Annotated in this window: 22 protein-coding genes; 7 read left to right on the forward strand and 15 right to left on the reverse strand. The window is 69.3% G+C overall.

Going from position 1 to position 20049, the window contains the following annotated elements; genetic code table 11:
- Positions 1 to 26: 26 nt before the first annotated feature.
- The 3 genes from LG334_RS03885 (at position 27) to ade (ending at position 3144) form a co-directional block, all read left to right on the forward strand.
- Positions 27 to 833, forward strand: a complete 807-nt coding sequence (locus LG334_RS03885) for a phytanoyl-CoA dioxygenase family protein (protein ID WP_404383476.1) — start codon at positions 27 to 29, stop codon at positions 831 to 833.
- 94 nt (positions 834 to 927) lie between these two features.
- A complete protein-coding gene (locus LG334_RS03890; RefSeq protein WP_404383478.1) occupies positions 928 to 1170 on the forward strand; it encodes a hypothetical protein in 243 nt (80 codons plus the stop codon).
- Between the two features lie 243 nt (positions 1171 to 1413).
- On the forward strand, positions 1414 to 3144 hold the full coding sequence (ade, locus tag LG334_RS03895) for an adenine deaminase (RefSeq protein WP_404383480.1): 1731 nt from the start codon (positions 1414 to 1416) through the stop codon (positions 3142 to 3144).
- 150 nt (positions 3145 to 3294) lie between these two features.
- On the opposite strand, the gene LG334_RS03900 is transcribed toward ade, so the two are convergent.
- The 14 genes from LG334_RS03900 to rfaD form a co-directional block, all read right to left on the reverse strand.
- Positions 3295 to 3912 (reverse strand): EF-hand domain-containing protein, encoded by a 618-nt coding sequence (locus LG334_RS03900; protein ID WP_404383482.1) that lies wholly within the window; start codon positions 3910 to 3912, stop codon positions 3295 to 3297.
- Between the two features lie 103 nt (positions 3913 to 4015).
- Positions 4016 to 4615: a hypothetical protein gene (locus tag LG334_RS03905; RefSeq protein WP_404383484.1), complete on the reverse strand. Its 600-nt coding sequence runs from the start codon at positions 4613 to 4615 to the stop codon at positions 4016 to 4018.
- A 96-nt stretch (positions 4616 to 4711) separates the two neighbouring features.
- Positions 4712 to 5365 carry a hypothetical protein gene (locus LG334_RS03910; protein WP_404383486.1) on the reverse strand — a complete coding sequence of 218 codons (654 nt, stop codon included), beginning with the start codon at positions 5363 to 5365 and terminating at the stop codon, positions 4712 to 4714.
- A 229-nt stretch (positions 5366 to 5594) separates the two neighbouring features.
- Positions 5595 to 6341, reverse strand: a complete 747-nt coding sequence (locus tag LG334_RS03915; protein ID WP_404383488.1) for a phosphatase PAP2 family protein — start codon at positions 6339 to 6341, stop codon at positions 5595 to 5597.
- A gap of 73 nt (positions 6342 to 6414) precedes the next feature.
- The gene (gene ychF / locus LG334_RS03920) at positions 6415 to 7524 is read right to left on the reverse strand and encodes a redox-regulated ATPase YchF (RefSeq protein ID WP_404383490.1); all 1110 of its coding nucleotides are present in this window, start codon (positions 7522 to 7524) and stop codon (positions 6415 to 6417) included.
- Between the two features lie 5 nt (positions 7525 to 7529).
- Complete coding sequence (pth, locus tag LG334_RS03925; protein ID WP_404383492.1) at positions 7530 to 8297, reverse strand: aminoacyl-tRNA hydrolase; 768 nt, start codon at positions 8295 to 8297, stop codon at positions 7530 to 7532.
- 25 nt (positions 8298 to 8322) lie between these two features.
- Positions 8323 to 8946, reverse strand: coding sequence for a 50S ribosomal protein L25/general stress protein Ctc (locus LG334_RS03930; protein ID WP_404383494.1), 624 nt, complete (start codon positions 8944 to 8946; stop codon positions 8323 to 8325).
- A gap of 15 nt (positions 8947 to 8961) precedes the next feature.
- Positions 8962 to 9420 (reverse strand): type II toxin-antitoxin system VapC family toxin, encoded by a 459-nt coding sequence (locus LG334_RS03935; protein ID WP_404383496.1) that lies wholly within the window; start codon positions 9418 to 9420, stop codon positions 8962 to 8964.
- Positions 9421 to 9482: 62 nt separating this feature from the next.
- Positions 9483 to 10415 (reverse strand): ribose-phosphate pyrophosphokinase, encoded by a 933-nt coding sequence (locus LG334_RS03940; RefSeq protein ID WP_404383498.1) that lies wholly within the window; start codon positions 10413 to 10415, stop codon positions 9483 to 9485.
- A 166-nt stretch (positions 10416 to 10581) separates the two neighbouring features.
- Positions 10582 to 11562, reverse strand: coding sequence for a hypothetical protein (locus LG334_RS03945; RefSeq protein WP_404383500.1), 981 nt, complete (start codon positions 11560 to 11562; stop codon positions 10582 to 10584).
- 61 nt (positions 11563 to 11623) lie between these two features.
- Complete coding sequence (pgeF, locus tag LG334_RS03950) at positions 11624 to 12394, reverse strand: peptidoglycan editing factor PgeF (protein ID WP_404383502.1); 771 nt, start codon at positions 12392 to 12394, stop codon at positions 11624 to 11626.
- Positions 12391 to 13500 carry a class I SAM-dependent methyltransferase gene (locus LG334_RS03955; protein WP_404383504.1) on the reverse strand — a complete coding sequence of 370 codons (1110 nt, stop codon included), beginning with the start codon at positions 13498 to 13500 and terminating at the stop codon, positions 12391 to 12393. The genes pgeF and LG334_RS03955 overlap by 4 nt, the downstream gene beginning before the upstream one ends.
- Positions 13497 to 14342, reverse strand: a complete 846-nt coding sequence (lgt, locus tag LG334_RS03960) for a prolipoprotein diacylglyceryl transferase (protein ID WP_404383506.1) — start codon at positions 14340 to 14342, stop codon at positions 13497 to 13499. Before lgt ends, LG334_RS03955 begins: the two co-directional genes overlap by 4 nt.
- Positions 14343 to 14427: 85 nt before the next feature.
- Complete coding sequence (rfaD, locus tag LG334_RS03965; protein ID WP_404383508.1) at positions 14428 to 15414, reverse strand: ADP-glyceromanno-heptose 6-epimerase; 987 nt, start codon at positions 15412 to 15414, stop codon at positions 14428 to 14430.
- Positions 15415 to 15606: 192 nt separating this feature from the next.
- On the opposite strand from rfaD, the gene LG334_RS03970 reads away from it, so the two are divergent.
- Positions 15607 to 16038: an accessory factor UbiK family protein gene (locus LG334_RS03970; RefSeq protein ID WP_404383510.1), complete on the forward strand. Its 432-nt coding sequence runs from the start codon at positions 15607 to 15609 to the stop codon at positions 16036 to 16038.
- 89 nt (positions 16039 to 16127) lie between these two features.
- Here LG334_RS03970 and LG334_RS03975 read toward each other — a convergent pair whose 3' ends face one another.
- Positions 16128 to 17291, reverse strand: a complete 1164-nt coding sequence (locus LG334_RS03975) for a sensor histidine kinase (protein ID WP_404383512.1) — start codon at positions 17289 to 17291, stop codon at positions 16128 to 16130.
- 386 nt (positions 17292 to 17677) lie between these two features.
- On the opposite strand from LG334_RS03975, the gene LG334_RS03980 reads away from it, so the two are divergent.
- From LG334_RS03980 to LG334_RS03990, 3 genes are all read left to right on the forward strand, one after another.
- The gene (locus LG334_RS03980) at positions 17678 to 18175 is read left to right on the forward strand and encodes a YbjN domain-containing protein (RefSeq protein ID WP_404383514.1); all 498 of its coding nucleotides are present in this window, start codon (positions 17678 to 17680) and stop codon (positions 18173 to 18175) included.
- A 187-nt stretch (positions 18176 to 18362) separates the two neighbouring features.
- Positions 18363 to 19163, forward strand: coding sequence for a pyrroline-5-carboxylate reductase (gene proC, locus LG334_RS03985; RefSeq protein WP_404383516.1), 801 nt, complete (start codon positions 18363 to 18365; stop codon positions 19161 to 19163).
- Positions 19164 to 19253: 90 nt separating this feature from the next.
- The gene (locus LG334_RS03990; protein WP_404383518.1) at positions 19254 to 20027 is read left to right on the forward strand and encodes a hypothetical protein; all 774 of its coding nucleotides are present in this window, start codon (positions 19254 to 19256) and stop codon (positions 20025 to 20027) included.
- The last annotated feature ends 22 nt before the right edge of the window (positions 20028 to 20049 follow it).

Raw genomic sequence — 20049 nt, forward strand, 5'->3', positions numbered from 1 at the left:
CCCAACGCCGCCGGGAGATGCCTGCCATGCGCCTGTCCGACGATCAGGTCGCGCGTTTCCGCGACGAAGGCTACCTGTTCTTGCCCGACACCTTTTCCGCCGACGAAACCGCCGTCCTGCGCGACGAGGCGGCGCATGTCTTCACGCTGGACCGGGAAGAGGTCTGGCGGGAAAGCAGCGGCGTCGCTCGCACGGCTTTCGCCGCCCACACCTATTCGGATCCCTTCCGCCGCCTGGGCCGCCATCCGCGCCTGATCGAGCCGGTGATGCAGTTGCTGGACGGCCGGGTCTACATGCACCAGTACAAGATCAACGCCAAGGCGGCCTTCGACGGCGAGGTCTGGCAGTGGCACCAGGACTACGGCACCTGGAAGAACGACGACGACATGCCCGAGGCGCGCGCCATGAACATCGCCGTGTTCCTGGACGACGTGACGGCGGCCAACGGACCGCTCATGTTCATCCCCGGCAGCCACAAGGCCGGCGTGCAGGAGGCCGGGCACGACCTGGAGACCACCAGTTATCCGCTGTGGACGCTCGACCGCGCCAAGGTGACCGAACTGGCGGAGGCCGGCGGCATCGTCGCTCCCACGGGGAAGGCGGGGTCGGTGTTGATGTTCCACTCCAACCTGGTCCACGCCAGCCCGCCCAACATCAGCCCCTTCGGCCGGACCATCGTCTACCTGAGCCTGTGCGAGGTGGAAAACCACATCCGCCGCTTCAAGCGCAAGGCGTGGATCGCCCACCGCGACTTCACGCCCATCGAGCCTCTGGACGATGATTGCCTGGCGGACCTCGTGGCGGCGCGGCGGCAGGGAACGGCGGCAGAGTAGGCGCGCCGGCCCTTCCCGACGATGAAACTTCGCCACCCGTTGCGGTGTCCCCGCGTTTTTCATGCAGGTTCACCCAGAAACGGGAGGTATTCCCATGGCTGATCGTCCGACCGACGAACCCCGCCCCCAGACGGACACGGACAAGGCCGTTCCGCACGAAAGCCCGCCGAACCAGCCGCGTCCCTCCACCTCCACCGGTGCGGCGACGGAAACCACCAGCGCGCGCCAGGGCCTGGGCGCCGAGGGCGAGCCGCCCAAGAGCAAGACCCTGCGCACCACCCTGATCGTGCTGGGCGCGGTGATCGCCGTGGTCATCATCGTGGGGCTGTTCGCGTAAAACCCGGAGCGGTTTCCGGCCACGCCCGCAGCCGGAAAACGCGAATAGGGTCGCGGAGCCGAAGGCGTGTGCGGAGCACACAGTGCGACCCCGCGCCGCTCAGGCGCGTGAGCCTTAGTGGCGCTTGAACGTCGGTTTCGGCGCCTGCGCCGAAACCGAAAAGAAGCTCCAGGGGTTCCGAACCGGGGCGAGACGCACGATCTTGTGGGAAAGCGCACCGACGCCACCCACAGGAGACCGCCTATGGCGCCCCGGCCCGCCCCCGATCACAAGGACCCGGCTTTCCTCGGCCGCTGTGTCGACCAGGCGATGGCGCGATCGCGCGCCGATCTGGTCATCAAGAACACCCGCTTCCTGAACGTCGTCACCGGTGAAATCGCCGAGGGCGATATCGCCGTGTGCGGCGACCGCATCGTCGGCACGTACGAGTCCTATGACGGCGCCGAGGAAATCGACGGCCGCGACCTGACTTGCGTGCCCGGCTTCATCGACACGCACGTCCACTGCGAGTCCACCCTTGTCTCGCCCCTGGAGTTCGACCGCTGCGTCCTGCCGCGCGGAACCACCACGGCCATCTGCGATCCGCACGAGATGTGCAACGTGCTGGGTGGCGTGGGCCTGGACTATTTCACCCGCGCCGCCGAGGGCACGGCGCTGGATCTGCGCGTCCAGATGTCGTCCTGCGTGCCGGCGACGCACCTGGAGACGTCGGCCGCCACGCTGTCGGCCGTTGATCTTCTGGCCTTCCACGGCCACCCCAAGGCGCTGGGCCTGGCGGAATTCATGAACGTGCCGGGCGTCCTGAACAAGGACCCCGACGTCATGGAAAAGCTGGCGGCGTTCCAGGGCGGCGTTATCGACGGCCATTCCCCACTGGTCAGCGGGCGCGACCTCAACGCCTATCTGTCGTGCGGCATCCGCAACTGCCATGAAACCACGACGCTTCCCGAGGCCATGGAGAAGCTGCGCAAGGGCATGCAGCTGCTCATCCGCGAGGGCACGGTCTCCAAGGACGTGGACGCGCTGACGCCGGCCCTGACGGCGGAAACCTCGGCTTTCTGCGGGTTCTGCACCGATGACCGCAACCCGCTCGACATCCACGAGGAAGGCCACCTGGATCATGTGATCCGCCGCGCCATCGCCAACGGCGCGCCGCTGGCGCACGTCTACCGCGCGGCCACATGGTCGGCGGCGCAGGGCTTCGGCCTGACCGACCGGGGGCTGATCGCGCCGGGCCGGCGGGCGGACATCGTGCTGCTCAACGACCTGGAAACATGCGACGTGCATTCGGTGCTGTCCGCCGGCCGCCGGGTGACGCCGGAGGTGTTCGAGGACCGCCCGGCGGTGGCGCCGGTCGGGCTGGACAGCATGAAGCTGGACGCGGTGCGGGCGGAGGATTTCGCCGTGCCCGCCAACGGTCCGTCGGGGCCGGTGATCGGCGTGGGTGCAGGGAAGATCGTCACCGAGCACCTGACCCTGGACCTGCCCTACAAGGGCGGCCTGCGGCACCCGGACGTCTCCCGCGACGTGCTGAAGGTCTGCGTGCTCGCCCGCCACGGCATCAACCGCAACATCGGCCGCGGCTTCGTGAAGGGCTTCGGCCTGCGCGAGGGCGCGCTGGCGTCGTCGGTCGGCCACGACAGCCACAACGTCTGCGTCGTCGGGGCGTCCGACGCCGACATGGCCGTGGCCGTGAACCGTTTGCGGGAGTTGGGCGGCGGTTTCGTCGCCGCGCGGGACGGCAAGGTTCTGGGGGAACTGGCCCTGCCCATGGCGGGCCTCATGAGCCTCAAGCGGTTCGAGGACGTGCGCGAGGACCTGGTCGCCTTGCGCGACGTGGTCCGCGCCATGGGCTGCCGCCTGCCGGAACCGTTCCTGCAACTGGCCTTCCTGCCCCTGCCGGTGATCCCCCATCTGAAGATCACCGACATGGGACTGGTCGACGTGGACAGGTTCGAACTGATCGCGGCGTGATGTTTGCGGCAGGACAGGAAGGTGGAAGGTGTGGGTGGACCCCGGCTTTCGCTGGGGTGACGGGGAAACTTGAGCGCTATATCAGGCGCTTATAAATCCGGCGTCCCAGCGAAAGCTGGGACCCACCGAAACCGTCTGCCACCCTTCCGCTTACTGCGCCGCTTCGTCGGAGTTGCCGGCACCCGAGCGAGCATCACGCATGGTCGCGCGCATGCCGTCGCGTGCCTCGGCCACCGTCACGGCGCCGTCGTTGTTCGCGTCCAGGTCCTTGAAGCGGGCCAGCAGTTCCTCCTGGCTGACGGCGCCCGACCCGTCGGTGTCCATCACCTCCAGCAGCCGCTGGAGCTTGGCGGTGCCGCCGCCGTGCATGTTCTTCATGCCGTGGCCGCCGCCGTGCTTGCCGTAGCCGCCATGCATGCCGCCATGCATGGCGCCGTGCATGCCGTGCTGACCGCCCTGCATGCCGCCATGCCGGCCCATGCCGCCGCGCTGTTCCATCATCTCGGCGCGCATTTCGGCGCGGGCGGCCTGCATCTCCTGCGCGGTGATGGTGCCGTCGCCATCGGCATCGGCCTTCTGGAAGCGCTCGGCATGCATGGCGTCGGCCTCGGCGCGGCTGACGGCACCGTCGTTGTCGGTGTCGGCGGCGGCGAAGCGCGGCGGCACGCCGTCGGACCCGCTGTCCATGCCCTGGGCCAGGGCCGGCGCGGCGGCGGCCAGCGTGACGGCGGCGGTGGCGATCATCAGGGTCTTGCCGAAGGTCTTCATGGATATGTCCTCTTTCGTTGGGGTCGATGAGGAGACTGTGCCGGTCCTTCGTAACGCCCGTGCGTCCGCGCCTGTATCAGAGGGTAACAGGCGGTCACAGCGGCTACCGCAGCGCCTCCACGATCCGGCCCGAATAGGGCGCGACCACCGCGACGTCGGCCTCGGGCGCGTTGGCGAACAGGCTGAGGGCCATCAGCAGGCCTTTCAGCTTCATGCGGTCCTCGGCGGTGATCCGCGGGTTGGTCTCGATCTCCCGCTGGGCCTCGGCCAGGGCGTTGTCGGCTTGGTCGGTGCGGCTGGCCAGCACGCCCAGCGCCTTGGTCACCCGATTGGCGACGCCCGCCCAGGCTTCCGGCGTGTCGAACCCGTGGCGGCCCACGGTCGCCCCCATGGCGGTGTAGGCGTCGGAGCCGCGCAGTTCCTCGACCACCAGGGCGAAGGGATTGCCGGACAGCACCGAAGGCTTGAGCACCTTGGGCGCGACGGCGCGGGCCGCGTCGTCATGCTGTTCCGTCCAGGCGCGCATGGCGGGGATGGAGGCAACGAAGGCTTCCATGGTGCGGTCGGTCAGGGCGGCGCGCTCCTCCTGCGCGGCCAGGGCCGCCCGGGGCGCGAGGAACGAGGCGCCGGGAAGGCCGGCGGCGGCGCCCGCCACGACGGCGGCGGCTAGGGCGAGGGCGGTCAGGCGGCGGCAGAAGCGCATGGGCGCGGTCTCCAATCTGCGGTCCGGTCCGGGTGGGGCGGGTCGGCATCCACCCTGCCACGCGACCGTGGCGATCGGAAGGCGGGCGGCGGCAGATTATTCCTCCTGCGACCCCAATGCTTCGGCAAGCTGCTCGGCGTAGGGGGTGACGGCCTGAAGGTCGCCCTCGGGCACGTTCCGCACGGCCGTCGCCATGCCCACCGAGGCCAGGATCTGCTCCTTCTCGGCCGCCGAGAGGTTGGGGTTGTTGAGGACCTGGCGGCGCGTCTGATCCAACTGGTCGGGCGTCGGACCGCTTTCCTCCATCTGCAGGGCGGCCAGGGCGCGGATGACCCGGTCGGCGGTCACCGCCCACTGCTCGGGCTCGGTGAAGCCGTGGGCGCGGATGGTGTCGGTCAGCTCGTCATAGGCCTGGCTGCCCTGGATGCGCTGGAGCCCGACGCTGAAGGGCTCGGCGGCAAGGGTCTCGGCGTCGAACCGGCGCTCCGTCAGGGCGCGCGTCTCCGCGTCCTGGCGCATGGCCCAGGTCTGCACGTCGGGGATGGAGGCCATGAACGCCTCGATGTCCGAGCCCGTCAGTGGCGCGACGTCCTTCACCGCCTTGCCGCCGTTGTCGCTCCCGTTGCTGTTGGCGGCGGCCGCCGTCGCGGAATCGGCCTCCTGGGCGGTGGCGTCGGGCGCGCCGGCCAGCGCGAGCACTGCCGTCCCGGCGATCAGGGCGGCGGCAGCGATGGAACGGGTCTGCGGCATGAACTCCTCCCAAGCCGGGGTCATGAGTCGGGGCGGCGTGTCTGTCATACCGGACGGCACACGCAATCGTACACTTGTCGTTCGGCAAGGCCGACCGGCCGCCGCGCCTTATGGCGCGTAAAGGCTGTGTGCCGTCTGAACGCAGCGTCGATGATTTCAATCATCGGCGTGTCCGTCAGATAGGGCAGGGGCGGCGATCGGACAGCCCGCCGGGGGTGGTATCCCATGCCTAAGAGGTGGTCCGCCGTTGCCGCTCGCCCCGCATCTTGCGGCGGCGCATGAGGCCGTCGGCCACCGCGCGGCACAGCAACGCCCAGGCCGCGCCGATGCTCCAGCCGGCCAGCACGTCCGTCGGCCAGTGCACGCCCAGATAAACGCGCGACACCCCCACCAGGACCGCCAGGGTCAAGGCGACGCCGATGACGTAGCCCTTCACCCGCCGCCCCGGCTGCACGGCGGCGATCAGGGCACCGAGGGTCAGGTAGGTGACGGCTGCCAGGGTGGAATGGCCGCTGGGGAAGGACAGGGTGTGGACGTCCACCAAGTGCGGCACCAGGTCGGGGCGGGCGCGGTCGAACAGGGCCTTGAGCCCCTGGCTGATGACCATGCCGCCGCCGATGGCCGCCACAACCATGGCCGCAGCGCCGCCGCGCCGGATCAGCAGCAGGTAGCCGACGGTGATGAGGGTGAACAGCGTCAGCACCGGGTAGCCGCCCAGGGCGGTGATGTCGTTGGCGCTCTGCTCCACCCAGGCGGGGCCTATGGGGTCGGACAGGTCGCCCTGCGCGCGGAAGAAGTGCAGAACCTGGACGTCGAAGGTGCGCGTCTCGTTTTCCGCCACCTCGTCGGCGATGATGCCAAACGCCCAGATGGCGGCGAAGCCCAGCGCCAGGCTGACCAGCCAGCGCGCCTCGCGCCGCAGCAGGACGGCGGCGTCGGGAGCTCGGGCGATGAGGCGTTGGAGGAGGGTGTTCATGCTCCCGCAACGCGCGCAGGGCTGCGGGAGATGCGGGGCGGCTGAATGAACCGCCGCCCCGACGGTCGCCGTGTCAGACGTTGAACAGGAAGTGCATGACGTCGCCGTCCTGCACCACGTAGTCCTTGCCCTCGGCGCGCATCTTGCCGGCTTCCTTGGCGCCGACCTCGCCGCCGCAGGCCACGAAGTCCTCGTAGGCGATGGTCTCGGCCCGGATGAACCCGCGCTCGAAGTCCGTGTGGATCTCGCCGGCGGCCTGCGGCGCGCGGCTGCCCTTGCGGACTGTCCAGGCGCGGGCCTCCTTCGGACCGACAGTGAAGAAGCTGATCAGGTTCAGCAGGTCGAAGCCGGCGCGGATGACACGCGACAGGCCCGTTTCCTCCAGCCCCATGTCGGCCAGGAACGCCTGCTTTTCCTCGGCGTCCTCCAGCTGCGCCACCTCGGCCTCGATGGCCGCCGAGATGACGACCGAGGCCGCGCCCTGTTCCTTCGCCATCTCCGCCACCTTGGCCGACAGGGCGTTGCCCTCGGCCGCCGACTCCTCGTCGACGTTGCAGACGTACAGGATCGGCTTGGCCGTCAGCAGCTGGAGCTGGCGGAAGATCTTCAGCGCGTCCATTTCCCTGTCGTCGGGGCGGAACAGGCGCGCCGGCCTGCCGTCGCGCAGCCCTTCCAGGATGGGCTCCATGACGGCGACCCACTCCTTGGCCTCCTTCTCGCCCGACTTGGCCTTCTTGAGCAGCGGCTGGATGCGGCGCTCCAGGCTGTCCAGGTCGGCGAGCATCAGTTCCGTCTCGATGGTCTCGGCGTCCCGCAGCGGGTCGATGGAGCCGTCGACGTGGGTGATGTTCTCGTCTTCGAAGCAGCGCAGCACCTGCACCACGGCGTCGGTCTCGCGGATGTTGGCCAGGAACTGGTTGCCCAGGCCCTCGCCCTTGGACGCGCCGCGCACCAGGCCGGCGATGTCCACGAACTCAAGCTGAGTCGGGATCACGCTCTTGGACTTGGCGATCTCGGCCAGCTTGTCCAGGCGCTCGTCCGGCACGGCGACGCGGCCCACGTTGGGCTCGATGGTGCAGAAGGGGAAGTTGGCGGCCTGGGCGGCGGCCGTCGACGTCAGGGCGTTGAAGAGGGTCGACTTGCCGACGTTGGGCAGGCCGACGATGCCGCAGTTGAAACCCATGGTTCTCAGGACTCCGTGTCGGGACCGCCGGACGAACCGGTCAGCTTCGCCTTGGCCTTCGCCAGCGCCTGAGCCAGCGCGCCCTGGGGCTCGGCCTTCCTATCGGCCTTCGCGGGCGTGGCGGGGGCGGCTTGCGGTCCGGTCTCTGTGTTCTGTTTCGTTTCCGCCGTAACGGCCGGCGGCCGGGGCGGTTTCTCGGGCTTGGGCGGCTGGGTGTCGACGGTGACCTTGTTCATGAACCGGCCCTCGTCGCCCTTGACCATCAGCGGCATGTGTTTCGCCACCGCCTCCAGCAGCGGAGTGAGCCACTCTTCCTCCGTCTTGGAGAAATCGTGCAGGACGTACTTCGCCACCTGCTCCTTCCCCGGCGGCCGGCCGATCCCTAAGCGCACGCGCCAGTAGTCCTTGCCGATATGCTGGTCGATGGAGCGCAGGCCGTTGTGGCCGGCGTGCCCGCCGCCCTGCTTGACGCGGATCTTGCCGGGCGCCAGCTCGATCTCGTCATAAAGGACGATGACGTCGCGCGGCAGGATCTTGAAGAAGCGGCAGGCGTCCCCGACCGACTGGCCGGACAGGTTCATGTAGGTCATGGGCTTGAGCACCATGACCTTCTCGCCACCGATGATGCCGTCGGCGTAGTCCGCCTGGAACTTGCTCTTCCATGCGGAAAAGCCATGGCGGCGGACGATTTCGTCCGCCGCCATGAACCCGATGTTGTGGCGGTTCTTGGCGTATCCCGCGCCGGGATTGCCCAGTCCGACCACCAGTCTCATCGGTCTCTCCTGTGTTTACAGGCGATTACTCTTCGCCTTCACCTTCTTCCTCGCCCTCCGCGGCCGCGGCGGACTTCAGGCCCGACGGCGCGGCGATGGTGGCGATGGTGAAGTCACGGTCGGTGATGGTCGGCGCAACGCCGGCCGGCAGCTTGACGGCGCTGATGTGCAGGCTGTCGTTGACGTCCAGGCCGGTCAGGTCGCACTCGATGACCTCGGGCAGATCGCTGGCCTTGGCCTTCACCTCGATCTCGTGACGCACGACGTTCAGCACGCCGCCGCGCTTGATGCCCGGGGACTTCTCTTCGTTGATGAAGCTGGTGGGAACGCTCACCACCACTTCCTTGTCGGCGGAGACGCGCAGGAAGTCGATGGCCTGCGGATCGTCGGTCACCGGGTTGAACTGCACGTCGTGGACCATGACGGTCTCAGGATTGCCGCCCTCGACGTTCAGGGTGAAGACCCGGGTGTTGAAGCCGGACTTGTGCATTTCGGCGATCAGCGGGCGCGGGTCCATGGCGACCAGCTCGGTGGGCTGCTTGTTACCGTAGACCACGCCGGGCACGAGGCCGGCTCGACGGGTCGCACGGGCTGCCCCCTTACCGGCCCGATCGCGTCGAGAGACGTTCAGGGTGTTTTCGTTGGCCATTGTTCAAAAGCTCCTTTAGGGCCTGACAACGTCATGGGCCTCCAGGGGTGCCCAAGACGCCGAGCCCCGCACGGCGGCCGGCGGGGCATCGAAAGCAGGGTATCTATACCGGATAGGCCGATATGGCAACCGCGAATGGGGAGATTGCCGGAGGCGGGTGACGCCGAAGGCGTTCAGCGCCGGGTCGGCCGAGACAACCGTCAGGTCCTCCGGCAGCGCCTGGGTGGCGATCATGCGGTCGAGCGGGTCCTTGTGCACGCCGTCCATGAGCCCGGCGTGCCGGGCGTGGTCCATGGTGACGGCGAGCGGCTGAAATGCCTCCCGACAAAGGACGGCTGAAAGGTCATCTGCAATCCTTGCGACGTTCGGCAGCTTGCCGATCCGGAATTTCGTCGTGATTTCCCATCCGGGTGCCGCGAACTCAGCGCGGTCAATTGCCGTGCCCTTCCCACCCCGCCAAAGGAAACGCCCCACACTGCTTGCCAGCAGTATGGGGCGTTCGTCCCTGATGCGTTAAACGCGCTGTCGCTCGCGCGTCAGTCGAACAGGCTGGAGACCGAGCGTTCGTCGCTGATGCGGTCCACCGCCTCGGCCAGCAGCGGGGCGATGGTGATCTGGCGGATGTTGTCGGCCAGGCGCACGGCCTCGGTCGCCTGGATGGAGTCGGTGACCACCAGTTCCTTCAGCGGGCTGGAGGTCACGCGGGCCACCGCGCCGCCGGACAGGACGCCGTGGGTGACGTAGGCCGAAACGCTGGTGGCGCCGGCGTTCATCAGCGCGACGGCGGCGTTGCACAGCGTGCCGGCCGAATCGACGATGTCGTCGACCAGGATGCAGTTGCGGCCCTTCACGTCACCGATGATGTTCATCACTTCGGAGACGCCGGCGCGCTCGCGGCGCTTGTCGATGATGGCCAGGTCGGCCTCGATGCGCTTGGCGATGCCGCGGGCGCGGACCACGCCGCCCACGTCCGGCGACACGACCATCAGGTTCTCGCCCTCGTAGCGGTCCTTGATGTCCTGGGTGAACACCGGGGCCGAGTACAGGTTGTCGAGCGGGATGTCGAAGAAGCCCTGGATCTGGCCGGAGTGCAGGTCCATGGTCACCACGCGGTTGGCGCCGGCCTGGGTGATCAGGTTGGCGACCAGCTTGGAGGTGATGGGCGTGCGCGGGCCGGTCTTGCGGTCCTGGCGGGCGTAGCCGAAGTAGGGGATGACGGCCGTGATGCGGCGGGCCGAACCGCGGCGCAGCGCGTCCAGGCACACCAGCAGTTCCATCAGGTTGTCGTTCGCCGGATAGCTGGTCGGCTGGACGACGAAGACATCCTCGCCGCGCACGTTCTCCTGGATCTCGACGAAGACCTCCATGTCGGAGAAGCGGCGAATGCTCGCGTGCGTCAGTTCCAGGTGCAGATAAGCCGCAATGGCTTCGGCGAGAGGACGGTTGGCGTTACAGGCGAGGACTTTCATGGGATGGCGGTTCCCGGGGCGCTGGACAGGGGGACGAAGCGAAAAGCCCGGGGGCGGGGGCTCCCAGGCGCGCGGACTTTAACAACCGCCCCCCGGGGTGTAAAGCCGTGTTCACCGGCGTGTCATGGTGCCCTGGCAAGGGTTTCCGGCGGCATGCAAGCCGACCTCAGTTGCGCCCGTCGTTCCCTTGCCCGTGAACGCGCCGGAGAAGCGGGATGATCCCGTCGACCGCATTGCCGGCGATCAGGAAGGCCAGGTCCGGCCAGTCGCGCAGGGCGTAGCCGCGGGGCAGCACGTTTTCCTGCCTGACCGTGCCGATTTCCCTGCCGTCGGGCGTCATGACGCTCCACACGACGCGGATGCGCTCGCGCTGGTCGATTTCGGGCGTGATGGAGACGAGGGCGGCCAGCGCCGCGTCGGCCGTTCCGGCGTCGGCGGCGACGGGGGCGCCCACCTGGCGCAGGACCGAGGCCGCCGCGCGGGCCATCAGCCCGTTGTTGCTGCCGCCGCCCGGCGCGCCGGTCACGGGCAGGATCTCCACCCGCGGCAGGCCGGTGACGCCCGGCGAGGCGGTTCCGCCCGGACCGGACAAGGGCTCGATGCCGTCCAAGAGGCCCAGCGGCTGCCCGTCCGGCACCGGCACCCGCGCCTGTTCGGCGGCGGCGAGCGCGGGAACGGCGGCGGCGACCAGGGCGTCGGCGGCGGCGGCCAGTGCCTCGGCCGCCGCCGGGTCCGCCGGCCTTGCCGTCCAAAGGGCGCCGGGCACGCGGCCGCGCGCCTGGGTGATCATCAGCGGCCGGCCCGACCCGTCCCGCAGTTCCAGCCCGAGCACGACCGTCAGCGCGTCGGAGCCGTCATCGGCCGCAAGGTCCAGGAGCGATGAAATGACGCGATGCTCGCCCTCGCGCGGGGCGTCCACGTCGGCGGGCACCTCGGCGGCCGCCAGCCCGCGCGCCACGGCGGCGGCCAGGGCCTGGGCGACGGCGGCCGGGGCGCCGTTCGTCGGCGGCACCGCGACCACCGACCCCGTCACCGGCCGGACCAGCCGCCCATCGGGCGGCGCGGCGTCGCGGGCGAAGGGGCGGGGCGGGTCCGCGCAGGCGGCCAGTGCGAGGGACAGCAGCAGCAGAAGCGCGCCGGCCATCATCCTCGGGACGGCCGGCCGGAGTCGCGCGTGTCGGCGGAGCATGACGAAGGCGCGCGCCCGCTCAGCGTTCCAGGGCGATGGCGGAAAGCTGGCGGCCGTACTGCGTCTCGCCGCGCAGGGTGTTGCGGCGGTAGCTGAAGAAGCGGCCTTCCTCGCGGAAGGTGTCGCAGGGGGTGGGCATGACCATGGTGATGCCGATCAGCGCCAGCCGGCGCGCGACGTAGCCCGGCAGGTCGAAGCGGTAGTGCCCCTCGCGCCCCGACGGGCTGAAGTAGTGCTCGTTGTTCGAGTCGTCGTCGATGAACTGCTGCGGGAACTCGGGCCCCACCTCGTAGGAGCGCTGGCCGATGCACGGGCCGATGCCGGCGATGATGCGGTCGAGCTTCGCGCCCTGTTCGACCATCACCTCCACGGTGCGGTCCAGGATGCCCTCCAGCGCGCCCTTCCATCCGGCGTGGGCGGCGGCGACGACGCCCGCCTGCCCGTCGGCCAGCAGCACCGGCGCGCAGTCGGCGGTCAGCACGCCGACCGCCAGCCGCGGCACCGTGGTGACCAGGGCGTCGGCCACCGGCGCATTCTCGCTGTCCCAGGTGCCCTTTTCGACCACCAGGACCTTGGTCGTGTGCTGCTGGCTGGCGGTGGCGAGGGATTCGGGCGGCAGCTCCATCCGTTCCATGGCGATGGCGCGGTTCTTCCGCACGTTGGCCGGATCGTCGCCGGAGCCGAAGCCGCAGTTCAGGCTCTGGAAGGGGCCCGTTGAAACACCGTGGTTGCGCGTGAAATAGGCGTGGCGAACGTTTGAAAGCGCGTTGAGCGCGGATACGGTAATCATGTGGAGCCTGATCCCTCAAATCCCGGAAGGGGCGGCAGGGCCGGATCGGCCAGAGCCAAGACCTTGAACAAGGTGCCCATTTCCGCGGGATCAATCAAGCGATGTAAGGCCTTTCGAACCTCCGCGGCTTGCTGCGGTGCGGCATTCTGGGCCAGCACGTCGGCCCGCTGAACGATGCCGAGAGCGTTCAGGAAAGCCCCCTGGTCCACGGGTCCCGACGCCTTGGCGCCGCCCGCCTCGCCGGCCTCGGCCAGCGCCTGGAAGTCGACGTGCGCGGTGATGTCGGCGCAGCCCGGATCGACCAGGACGGGGTGGAACTTGTGGCGCTTGAGCGCCTGCACGCTGTCGCCGGCGGCGGACTGCGCGTATCCGTAGTCCACCGCCAGCATGACGCCGCCCTGTCGGGCCAGCCGCGCACCCAGGTCGCGGGCGATGGCGCCGGCGGCGGGGCACGTCTCGACGATGGAGCCGGGGCCGGCGGCGCGGGCGTGCTCCGGCACGTCCGCCGCGTCGATCTCGGGCCCGGGCGTGAAGGCGTAGGCGCCGTCCTCGTTCACCGTCACATGGCGTTCGTGCCAGCCGTGAATGGCCCGCTGGCACTGGCGCACGGGCAGGGCGTCGAAGAACTCGTTGGCGATGACGATCAGCGGCACGTCGCGCGGCAGTTCCGCGATGTCGTCGTGCCATCGGGGCGCAACCCCGCTCTCCGCCAGGGTCCGGGCCTGAATGGCGCGCAAGGGGCGGGAGCGTTCCACCAGGTGCACCGACGCCGACTGGCGGAAGGGCGGCAGCATGCCGGCGGCGCGCAGCACGTCGGACATGAGCGTGCCGCGCCCGGGGCCCAGTTCCACCAGGGCGACGCGCCCCGGCCCGTCCATCAGCTGCCACGCCACGGCACACCACAGGCCCAGGATCTCGCCGAACATCTGGCTGATCTCGGGGGCGGTGGTGAAGTCGCCCGCGAGGCCGAAGACGTCGCCGCGGCCGTAGTATGCGGCCACGGCCTCGGCCATGTAGTCGTCGAAGGGAATGGAGCCCTCGGCGTCGATGCGCGCGCGCAGGACGCTGTCGGGATAGGGTTCGGTGTCGCGTCGGACGCCGGTCATGCCTCACGCTCTTTGTCGTTGGCGGGAGCGGAATCGGGCGCCGCCCGGAAGCGGCCGGAGGCCACCATGACGGCGATGCCCAGGAGAACCATGGGCAGGGACAGGAGTTGGCCCATGCTCAGGCCCGCCGCAAGGGTGCCCAGGAACGGATCGGGCTCGCGGAAGAACTCCACGGCGAACCGCGCGAGGCCATAGCCGGCCAGGAAGGCCCCGGCGATGAAGCCCTTGCGGGCGCGAATGGCCGGGATGCGCCACAGGACGAAGAGCACCGCGAACAGCACCAGCCCTTCCAGGAACGCCTCGTAGAGCTGGCTGGGATGCCGGGGCACGTCGCCGGCGCCGGGGAAGACCATGGCCCAGGCCACGTCGGGCGCCGGGCGGCCCCACAGCTCGTTGTTGATGAAGTTGGCGATGCGGCCGAAAAACAGGCCGATGGGCGCGGCGGCGCACACCAGGTCCGCCATGCGCAGGAACGACAGCTTGTGCCGTCGCGAGAACAGCCATATGGCCGCCAGCACGCCCAGCACGCCGCCGTGGAAGGCCATGCCGCCCTGCCAGACCTGCGCGATCTCCAGCGGGTTGGAAAGGTAATAGCCCGGCTTGTAGAACAGCACGTATCCCAGGCGGCCGCCCAGCACCACGCCCAGGGTCGCCCACACCAGGAAATCGTCGACCTGCTCGCCGGTGGGGGATTCGGAGGTGCGTCTGGCCAGGGCGCGGACGTACCACCAGCCCAGCAGAAGGCCGGTCAGGTAGGCCAGCGCGTACCAGCGGATGGCCAGCGGGCCGATCTGGATCGCGATGGGGTCGATGACCGGATAGGCCAGGGCGAGGGTCGTCACGGTGGGGTCTCTTCCGGCGGCAGGAATGGAACAGGGGCGGACGGACGGAGCGAGCCGGAGGCTGAACGCTCCGGCGCCGCCCCCCTTACTTGTAGCGGTCGGCCGCGTGCAGGAACCCCTGCACGTAATCGGTCACGCCGTCTTCGAGCGAGGTGAAGGGCTTGTCGTAGCCGGCCTCGCGCAGGCGGGTCATGTCGGCCTGGGTGAAGTACTGGTACTTGCCGCGCAACTCCACCGGCATGTCCTTGTAGCGGATATTGGCCTCCTTCCCCAGCGCGCGGTAGACGGCCGCGGCCAGGTCGGCGAAGGAGCGCGCCTTGCCCGTGCCCACGTTGAACAGCCCGTTCACCTGCGGGTTGTCGAGCAGCCACATCATGACGTCAACGGCGTCGCGCACATAGACGAAGTCGCGCAGCTGGCCGCCGTGGGGATAGTCCGGGTTGTGGCTCTTGAACAGGTCGAAGTGCGCGTCGGCGGCGGCGTGCGGATAGACCTGGCTGACGACGCTGGACTGCGGGCCCTTGTGGTACTCGTTGGGACCGTAGACGTTGAAGAACTTCAGCCCCGCCCACTGCGGCGGCGCATCGCGGTTCTCCATGACGCGCCGGGCGATGCGGCGGTCGAACAGGTGCTTGGACCAGCCGTAGGCGTTCAGCGGACGCAAGCTGGCAAGGTGGGCCGGCGTCATGGCGTCGTCGAACCCCTGCGACCCGTCGCCGTAGGTGGCCGCGGAACTGGCGTAGATCAGCCGCACGCGGTTGACCGTGCACCAGCGCCACAGCGCGATGGACAGGTTGAAGTTGTTGTCGACGATGCGGTCGGCGTCGCGCTCCGTGGTCGAGGAAATGGCGCCCATGTGGAACACCGCCTCAATGCGGGTGCGGTGGCTGTCCAGGAATTCGAACAGCTTGTCGGGGTGGACGATGTCCGTCAGCTCGCGCTTGGCGACGTTGCGCCACTTCTCGGTGTCCCGCAGGCGGTCGACGACCACAAGGTCGCGGGCCCCGCGCGCCTCCAGGGCGGCGAGAATGTTGGAGCCGATGAAGCCGGCGCCGCCGGTCACCACGTACATGCGGACCCTCCCAAACTTGCGCAGGTCCGGCGCGGCGCGATCGTTGCGCGCGGCCGGGCCGTCCGGTTATAGGCCGCGCGCGGACTGGCCGCAAGGCGTGGGCGGTTGCGAAGCCCGCGCGGCGTCTCCATACTCTGGCTCAGGATTCGGCGGTGGCCGCTGGGTGCCGCCCATGATGGAGACGATGGAACCATGCAGACGCAAAACCGCCTGTTCGACGATGTCGCCCGCGTTGCCGGGGGCGCGCTGGGCGCGCTGACCGGCGTGCGCGACGAGATCGAGGGCATCATCCGCCACCGCCTGGAGCGCACGCTCTCGGAGATGGACCTGGTCACCCGCGACGAGTTCGAGGCGGTGAAGGCCATGGCCGCGGAGGCCCGCGCCGAGAACGAGCACCTGGCCGCCCGCATCGAGGAACTGGAAGAGGCGCTCAAGCGCCGGGCGTCGGGCGCCTCGGCCTCCAGCGCGACGCAGGGCCGCCGCCAGTCCACGCAGGCCACCCGCCGCACGGGCGCCCCCGCCGGCACGGGCACCGCCGCCCGCAAGGCCGGCGTCGACCCAGAGGGCGAGATCGACGGCGAGGCGTCCGAGGACGAAACCGGCGGCGACGACACCAAGGCCTGAGGGCCGGGCCGCCGACCGGCGGCCCGCCATGCGAGGAACAGACTGCACGGCGGCGGCCCCACGGGTCGCTGCCGGGTCTGATTTGGCGCCTATCTCTCCGGCAACTTTTCGCCGAGGTCGACCTCCAGGCGCAGCTCCGTCCCGTCCCGACCTGACGACCACTGCGGCTCGGCGCCGATCTGGCGCGCCAGACCGTCGATCAGCCTCAGGCCGGAACCGGCGCCCTCGCGTCTCTCGTGCGCCCCCTCCGGCAGCCCCTTGCCGTTGTCGGACAGGCGGAGCGTCACCCGACCGGGCCCGGCCACCGTGGTTTTCACGCCGAGACGGCCGGGGCTCTGATCGAAAGCGTGCTTGATGCTGTTGGTAATGAACTCGTTCACCACGAGCCCGATGGGAACGGCTATTTCGGGCGTGATCTCGATGTCCTCCACCTCGAAGACCGGAGTCAGGCCGGCGGCGGTGCAGTCGTGCGCGCGGCACAGGTTTTCCACCAGCGGCACGATGTAGTTCCTGAGGGAAAGCAACTCCGTCATCTTGGCCTGATGCAACTGATCGTGCACGAGGCGCAGGGTCTCGATGCGCTCTTCCACCGCCTTCAGTTCCGCCCGCGCCTCGGTCGACGCGACGTTGCGGGCCCGCATCCGCACCAGCCCGGTGACGATCGCCAGGTGGTTCTTGACGCGATGCTGGAGTTCACTGAGCAACTGTTCGTTCCTCTCCAGCGCAGCCTTCAGGCTGTGGGCCTTGTGCAAGCGGTCGATCACCGGCCCCAGAATGGCCGTGTAGGTGCGCAGGAAGGCGATGTCGTCGTCGTTGAAATCGCGCGGCGTCCTGGCGTCCACTTGCAGAAGGCCGTAGCGCCGGCCGCCGGGCAGAAGGATCGGCACGTTGACCATCGCCCGCACGCCTTCGTCCTTGAGGAACTGCGGGAACGCGAAGCGGTCCTCGGTCTGGATGTCCTGCACGATCACCGGATGCCCGAATGCGGCGGAGTAGGTTTCCGAGGATTTGTCGGCCATGAGAAGGCGCAACTGGTTGACCACCCCGGTCCGCCAGCCGAACCCGGCCCGTACCAGCAGGCTGTCGCCGTCCTCGCTGATCTCCATCACTTTTGCAAGCTCGGTATCCAGCGCCTTGCTGACCAGCCGGCAGGCCTCGAAAAGAATGTCGTCCAGGTCCTCACAGCGCAGCGCCAGTTCGCCGAAATCCCCGATCACCTTCTGGCGCTGAATCATCTGATCGGCTTCCGGCATCGGGTGCTCTCCCGTCGTATCTGTGCGTCTGGCGGGCGGAGACGTCAAAAAAAAACGCGCCAACATGGGGACTTGATCCCACAGAGTGCCACTGCCGGCTGCGGTCAGTCCACTGACATTACGAGGACGCTTAATCTCTCGAAGGCGGTCGCATGGTCGCGAAGGTCGTGCAGAATCGATGAATTTTCGATGACCCGTCTGATATCCACCGTTTTTTCGTTTTGCGGGCGCAACAGGACGCTTGCCAGGGACTCCCGCCTCTGTCAGGCTAGCTCTTGTGGCTCGGGCCGTGCGCGGCAACAAGATTTACTCTCGCCGCGCCTATCCGTGCCGCCCTTTCGCGGATGCGAAACACCGCGTCCGCCTTGCGCCAGGGAGGTGACCGCATGTATTCGGCCCCGCTCGACGCCGCGTCGCTCGACGCCAACCCCATCGATCTCGTCGAAACCGTCGCCCTGTCCCGGGACTGGCCCGTCGATCGGCCCAGCGCCCAGGAAGCCGCCATGGACGTGCCCGGCCACTGGTGCGAGTACGGCCTGTTCTTCGCGTGGTCGCAGGACCTGGAAAGCCTGCACTTCACCTGCGCCTTCGACATGCGCATCCCCAAGGACCGCTGGCCCGACGCCTACGAGCTGCTCGCCCACCTGAACGAGCGCATGTGGCTGGGGCACTTCGCCCTGTGGCATGACGACGGCATCCCCATGTTCCGCCACACCGCCATGCTGCGCCACGGGCTGAACGAAGAGACGCTGGAGGAACTGATGGACCTGGCGGTGGAGGAGTGCGAGCGCTTCCACCCGGCCTTCCAGTTCCTCATCGACGGCGGCATGACGGCCCGGCAGGCCATCGACGCCGCCATGCTGGATACCGTCGGCGAGGCCTGACCCCTCTCGCCGGCCGTACGGGCCCCCGGAGCGCGCCGCCTCCATCCCAAGTCCGCGCTCCGGGGGCCGTTTTTCCCGTCCGCCTCGCCCGGGCCTGTGCCTCGGGGCTTGATGCGGTGGGCCTCCTTCGCGTTTCATGCCGGGGCCTGGCATTTTTCACACGCCCCACGCAAGGAGACGGTCCCCCATGAGCATTTCCATCCTCCTCGTCGGCTGCGGCAAGATGGGCGGCGCCATGCTGTCCGGCTGGCTGGAGCATTCCGTGTCGCCCGAGAACGTGGTGGTGGTCGAGCCCAACGGGGTCGAGGAAACCACGGCCAAGGTCGTCCCCTCGGCCGACGCGGTGCCCCAGGGGTTCCGCCCCGACGTCGTGGTGCTGGCCGTCAAGCCGCAGATGATGGACGAGGTGGCCCCGGCCTTCGCGCGGTTCGCCTCCGACAAGACGGTCTTCCTGTCCATCGCCGCCGGCCGGACGCTCGCCTCGCTGCGCCGGGCCGTGGGGGCGGACGAGGCCGTGATCGTGCGGGCCATGCCCAACACGCCCTCGGCCGTCGGGCGGGGGATCACCGTCTGCTGCCCCGGTGAGGGCGTGACCGACGCCATGCGCGACACCTGCACCATGCTGCTGGAGGCCGTCGGCCAGGTGGCCTGGGTGGACGACGAGACCCAGATGGATGCCGTCACCGCCGTGTCGGGCTCGGGCCCGGCCTATGTTTTCGCGCTGACCGAGGCCATGGCGGCCGCCGGCGAGGAGGCGGGGCTGCCGGCGAACCTGGCCGCCATGCTCGCTCGCGCAACCGTGTGCGGCGCCGGGGAGTTGATGTACCGCGCCAGCGAGGACCCCGCCCGGTTGCGCGAAAACGTCACCAGCCCCGGCGGCACCACCGCGGCGGCGCTGGAGGTCCTGCGGGCCGACGACGGGTTTCCCGCGCTGCTGGAAAAGGCGGTGGCCGCCGCCGCCCGGCGGTCGAAGGAACTTGCGGGATGATGTAGGGTTTCAAGCAGTAACACCCGGACGGCGGCTCGACGTTGGTGATCCGTCGTCCGGCCAGGCACTCGCGTTTCGCCAGGAGGGTTCATGACCGCTTCCGATGCCCCGACCGACTTCGACGCCATCGGCGCCGCCGTCTTCGCCGTCGCCACGGCCAAGGGGTGGTCCAAGGTGACTCCGGCAGAGGTCGCCTTTCATGCCGGGCTGGACCCGCGCGACGTGGCGCGCTCCCATCCCGGCCACGAGGCCCTGGTGGACGAGGCCTTCCGCATGATCGACCGCCATGCCCTGGAAGGTCGCACCGAGCCCGACCCCAGCGAGCCGGTGCGCGAGCGCCTGTTTGACGTGCTCATGGCCCGATTCGAGGCGCTCAAGCCCCACCGCGAGGCCGTCGACCGCTACGTCCGCGGCCTGCCGCTGCACCCCATGACCGGCATGATCTCGGCGCTGCGGCTGGGGCGCTCCATGGCGCTGTCGCTGGAGGCGGCCGGCATCTCCGCGTCGGGCGTGCGCGGGTATGTGCGCATCAAGGGCCTTGCCTACACCTACCTGTGGGTGCTGCGGGTCTTTCTGAGCGACGACACCGAGGACCTGGCCCGCACCATGGCGGCGCTGGACAAGGCGCTGAAGAACGTCGACGACATCGTGGCCATGGTTCCGGGCCTGGGCTCCGGGGGGGTCCGCAACCCGTTTGCCGGCCCGGGGGCGGCGGCGGCCGAGACGGGGTCCGGCATGGAACCGGCACCGGGCGAGGGCGCCGGCCCCGACGAACCCGTCATGAAGGCGCCCGGCACCGACGCCAGGCCGGCCCGCACGACTCCGACCGGGGACGAACCCGAAATCGAGCCCGGCGACGACTGACTGCCGTCGGTCCGGCGTGCCG

It is taken from the genome of Caenispirillum salinarum, assembly GCF_044803115.1.
In the GTDB taxonomy this organism is placed as follows: domain Bacteria; phylum Pseudomonadota; class Alphaproteobacteria; order Rhodospirillales; family Rhodospirillaceae; genus Caenispirillum; species Caenispirillum salinarum_A.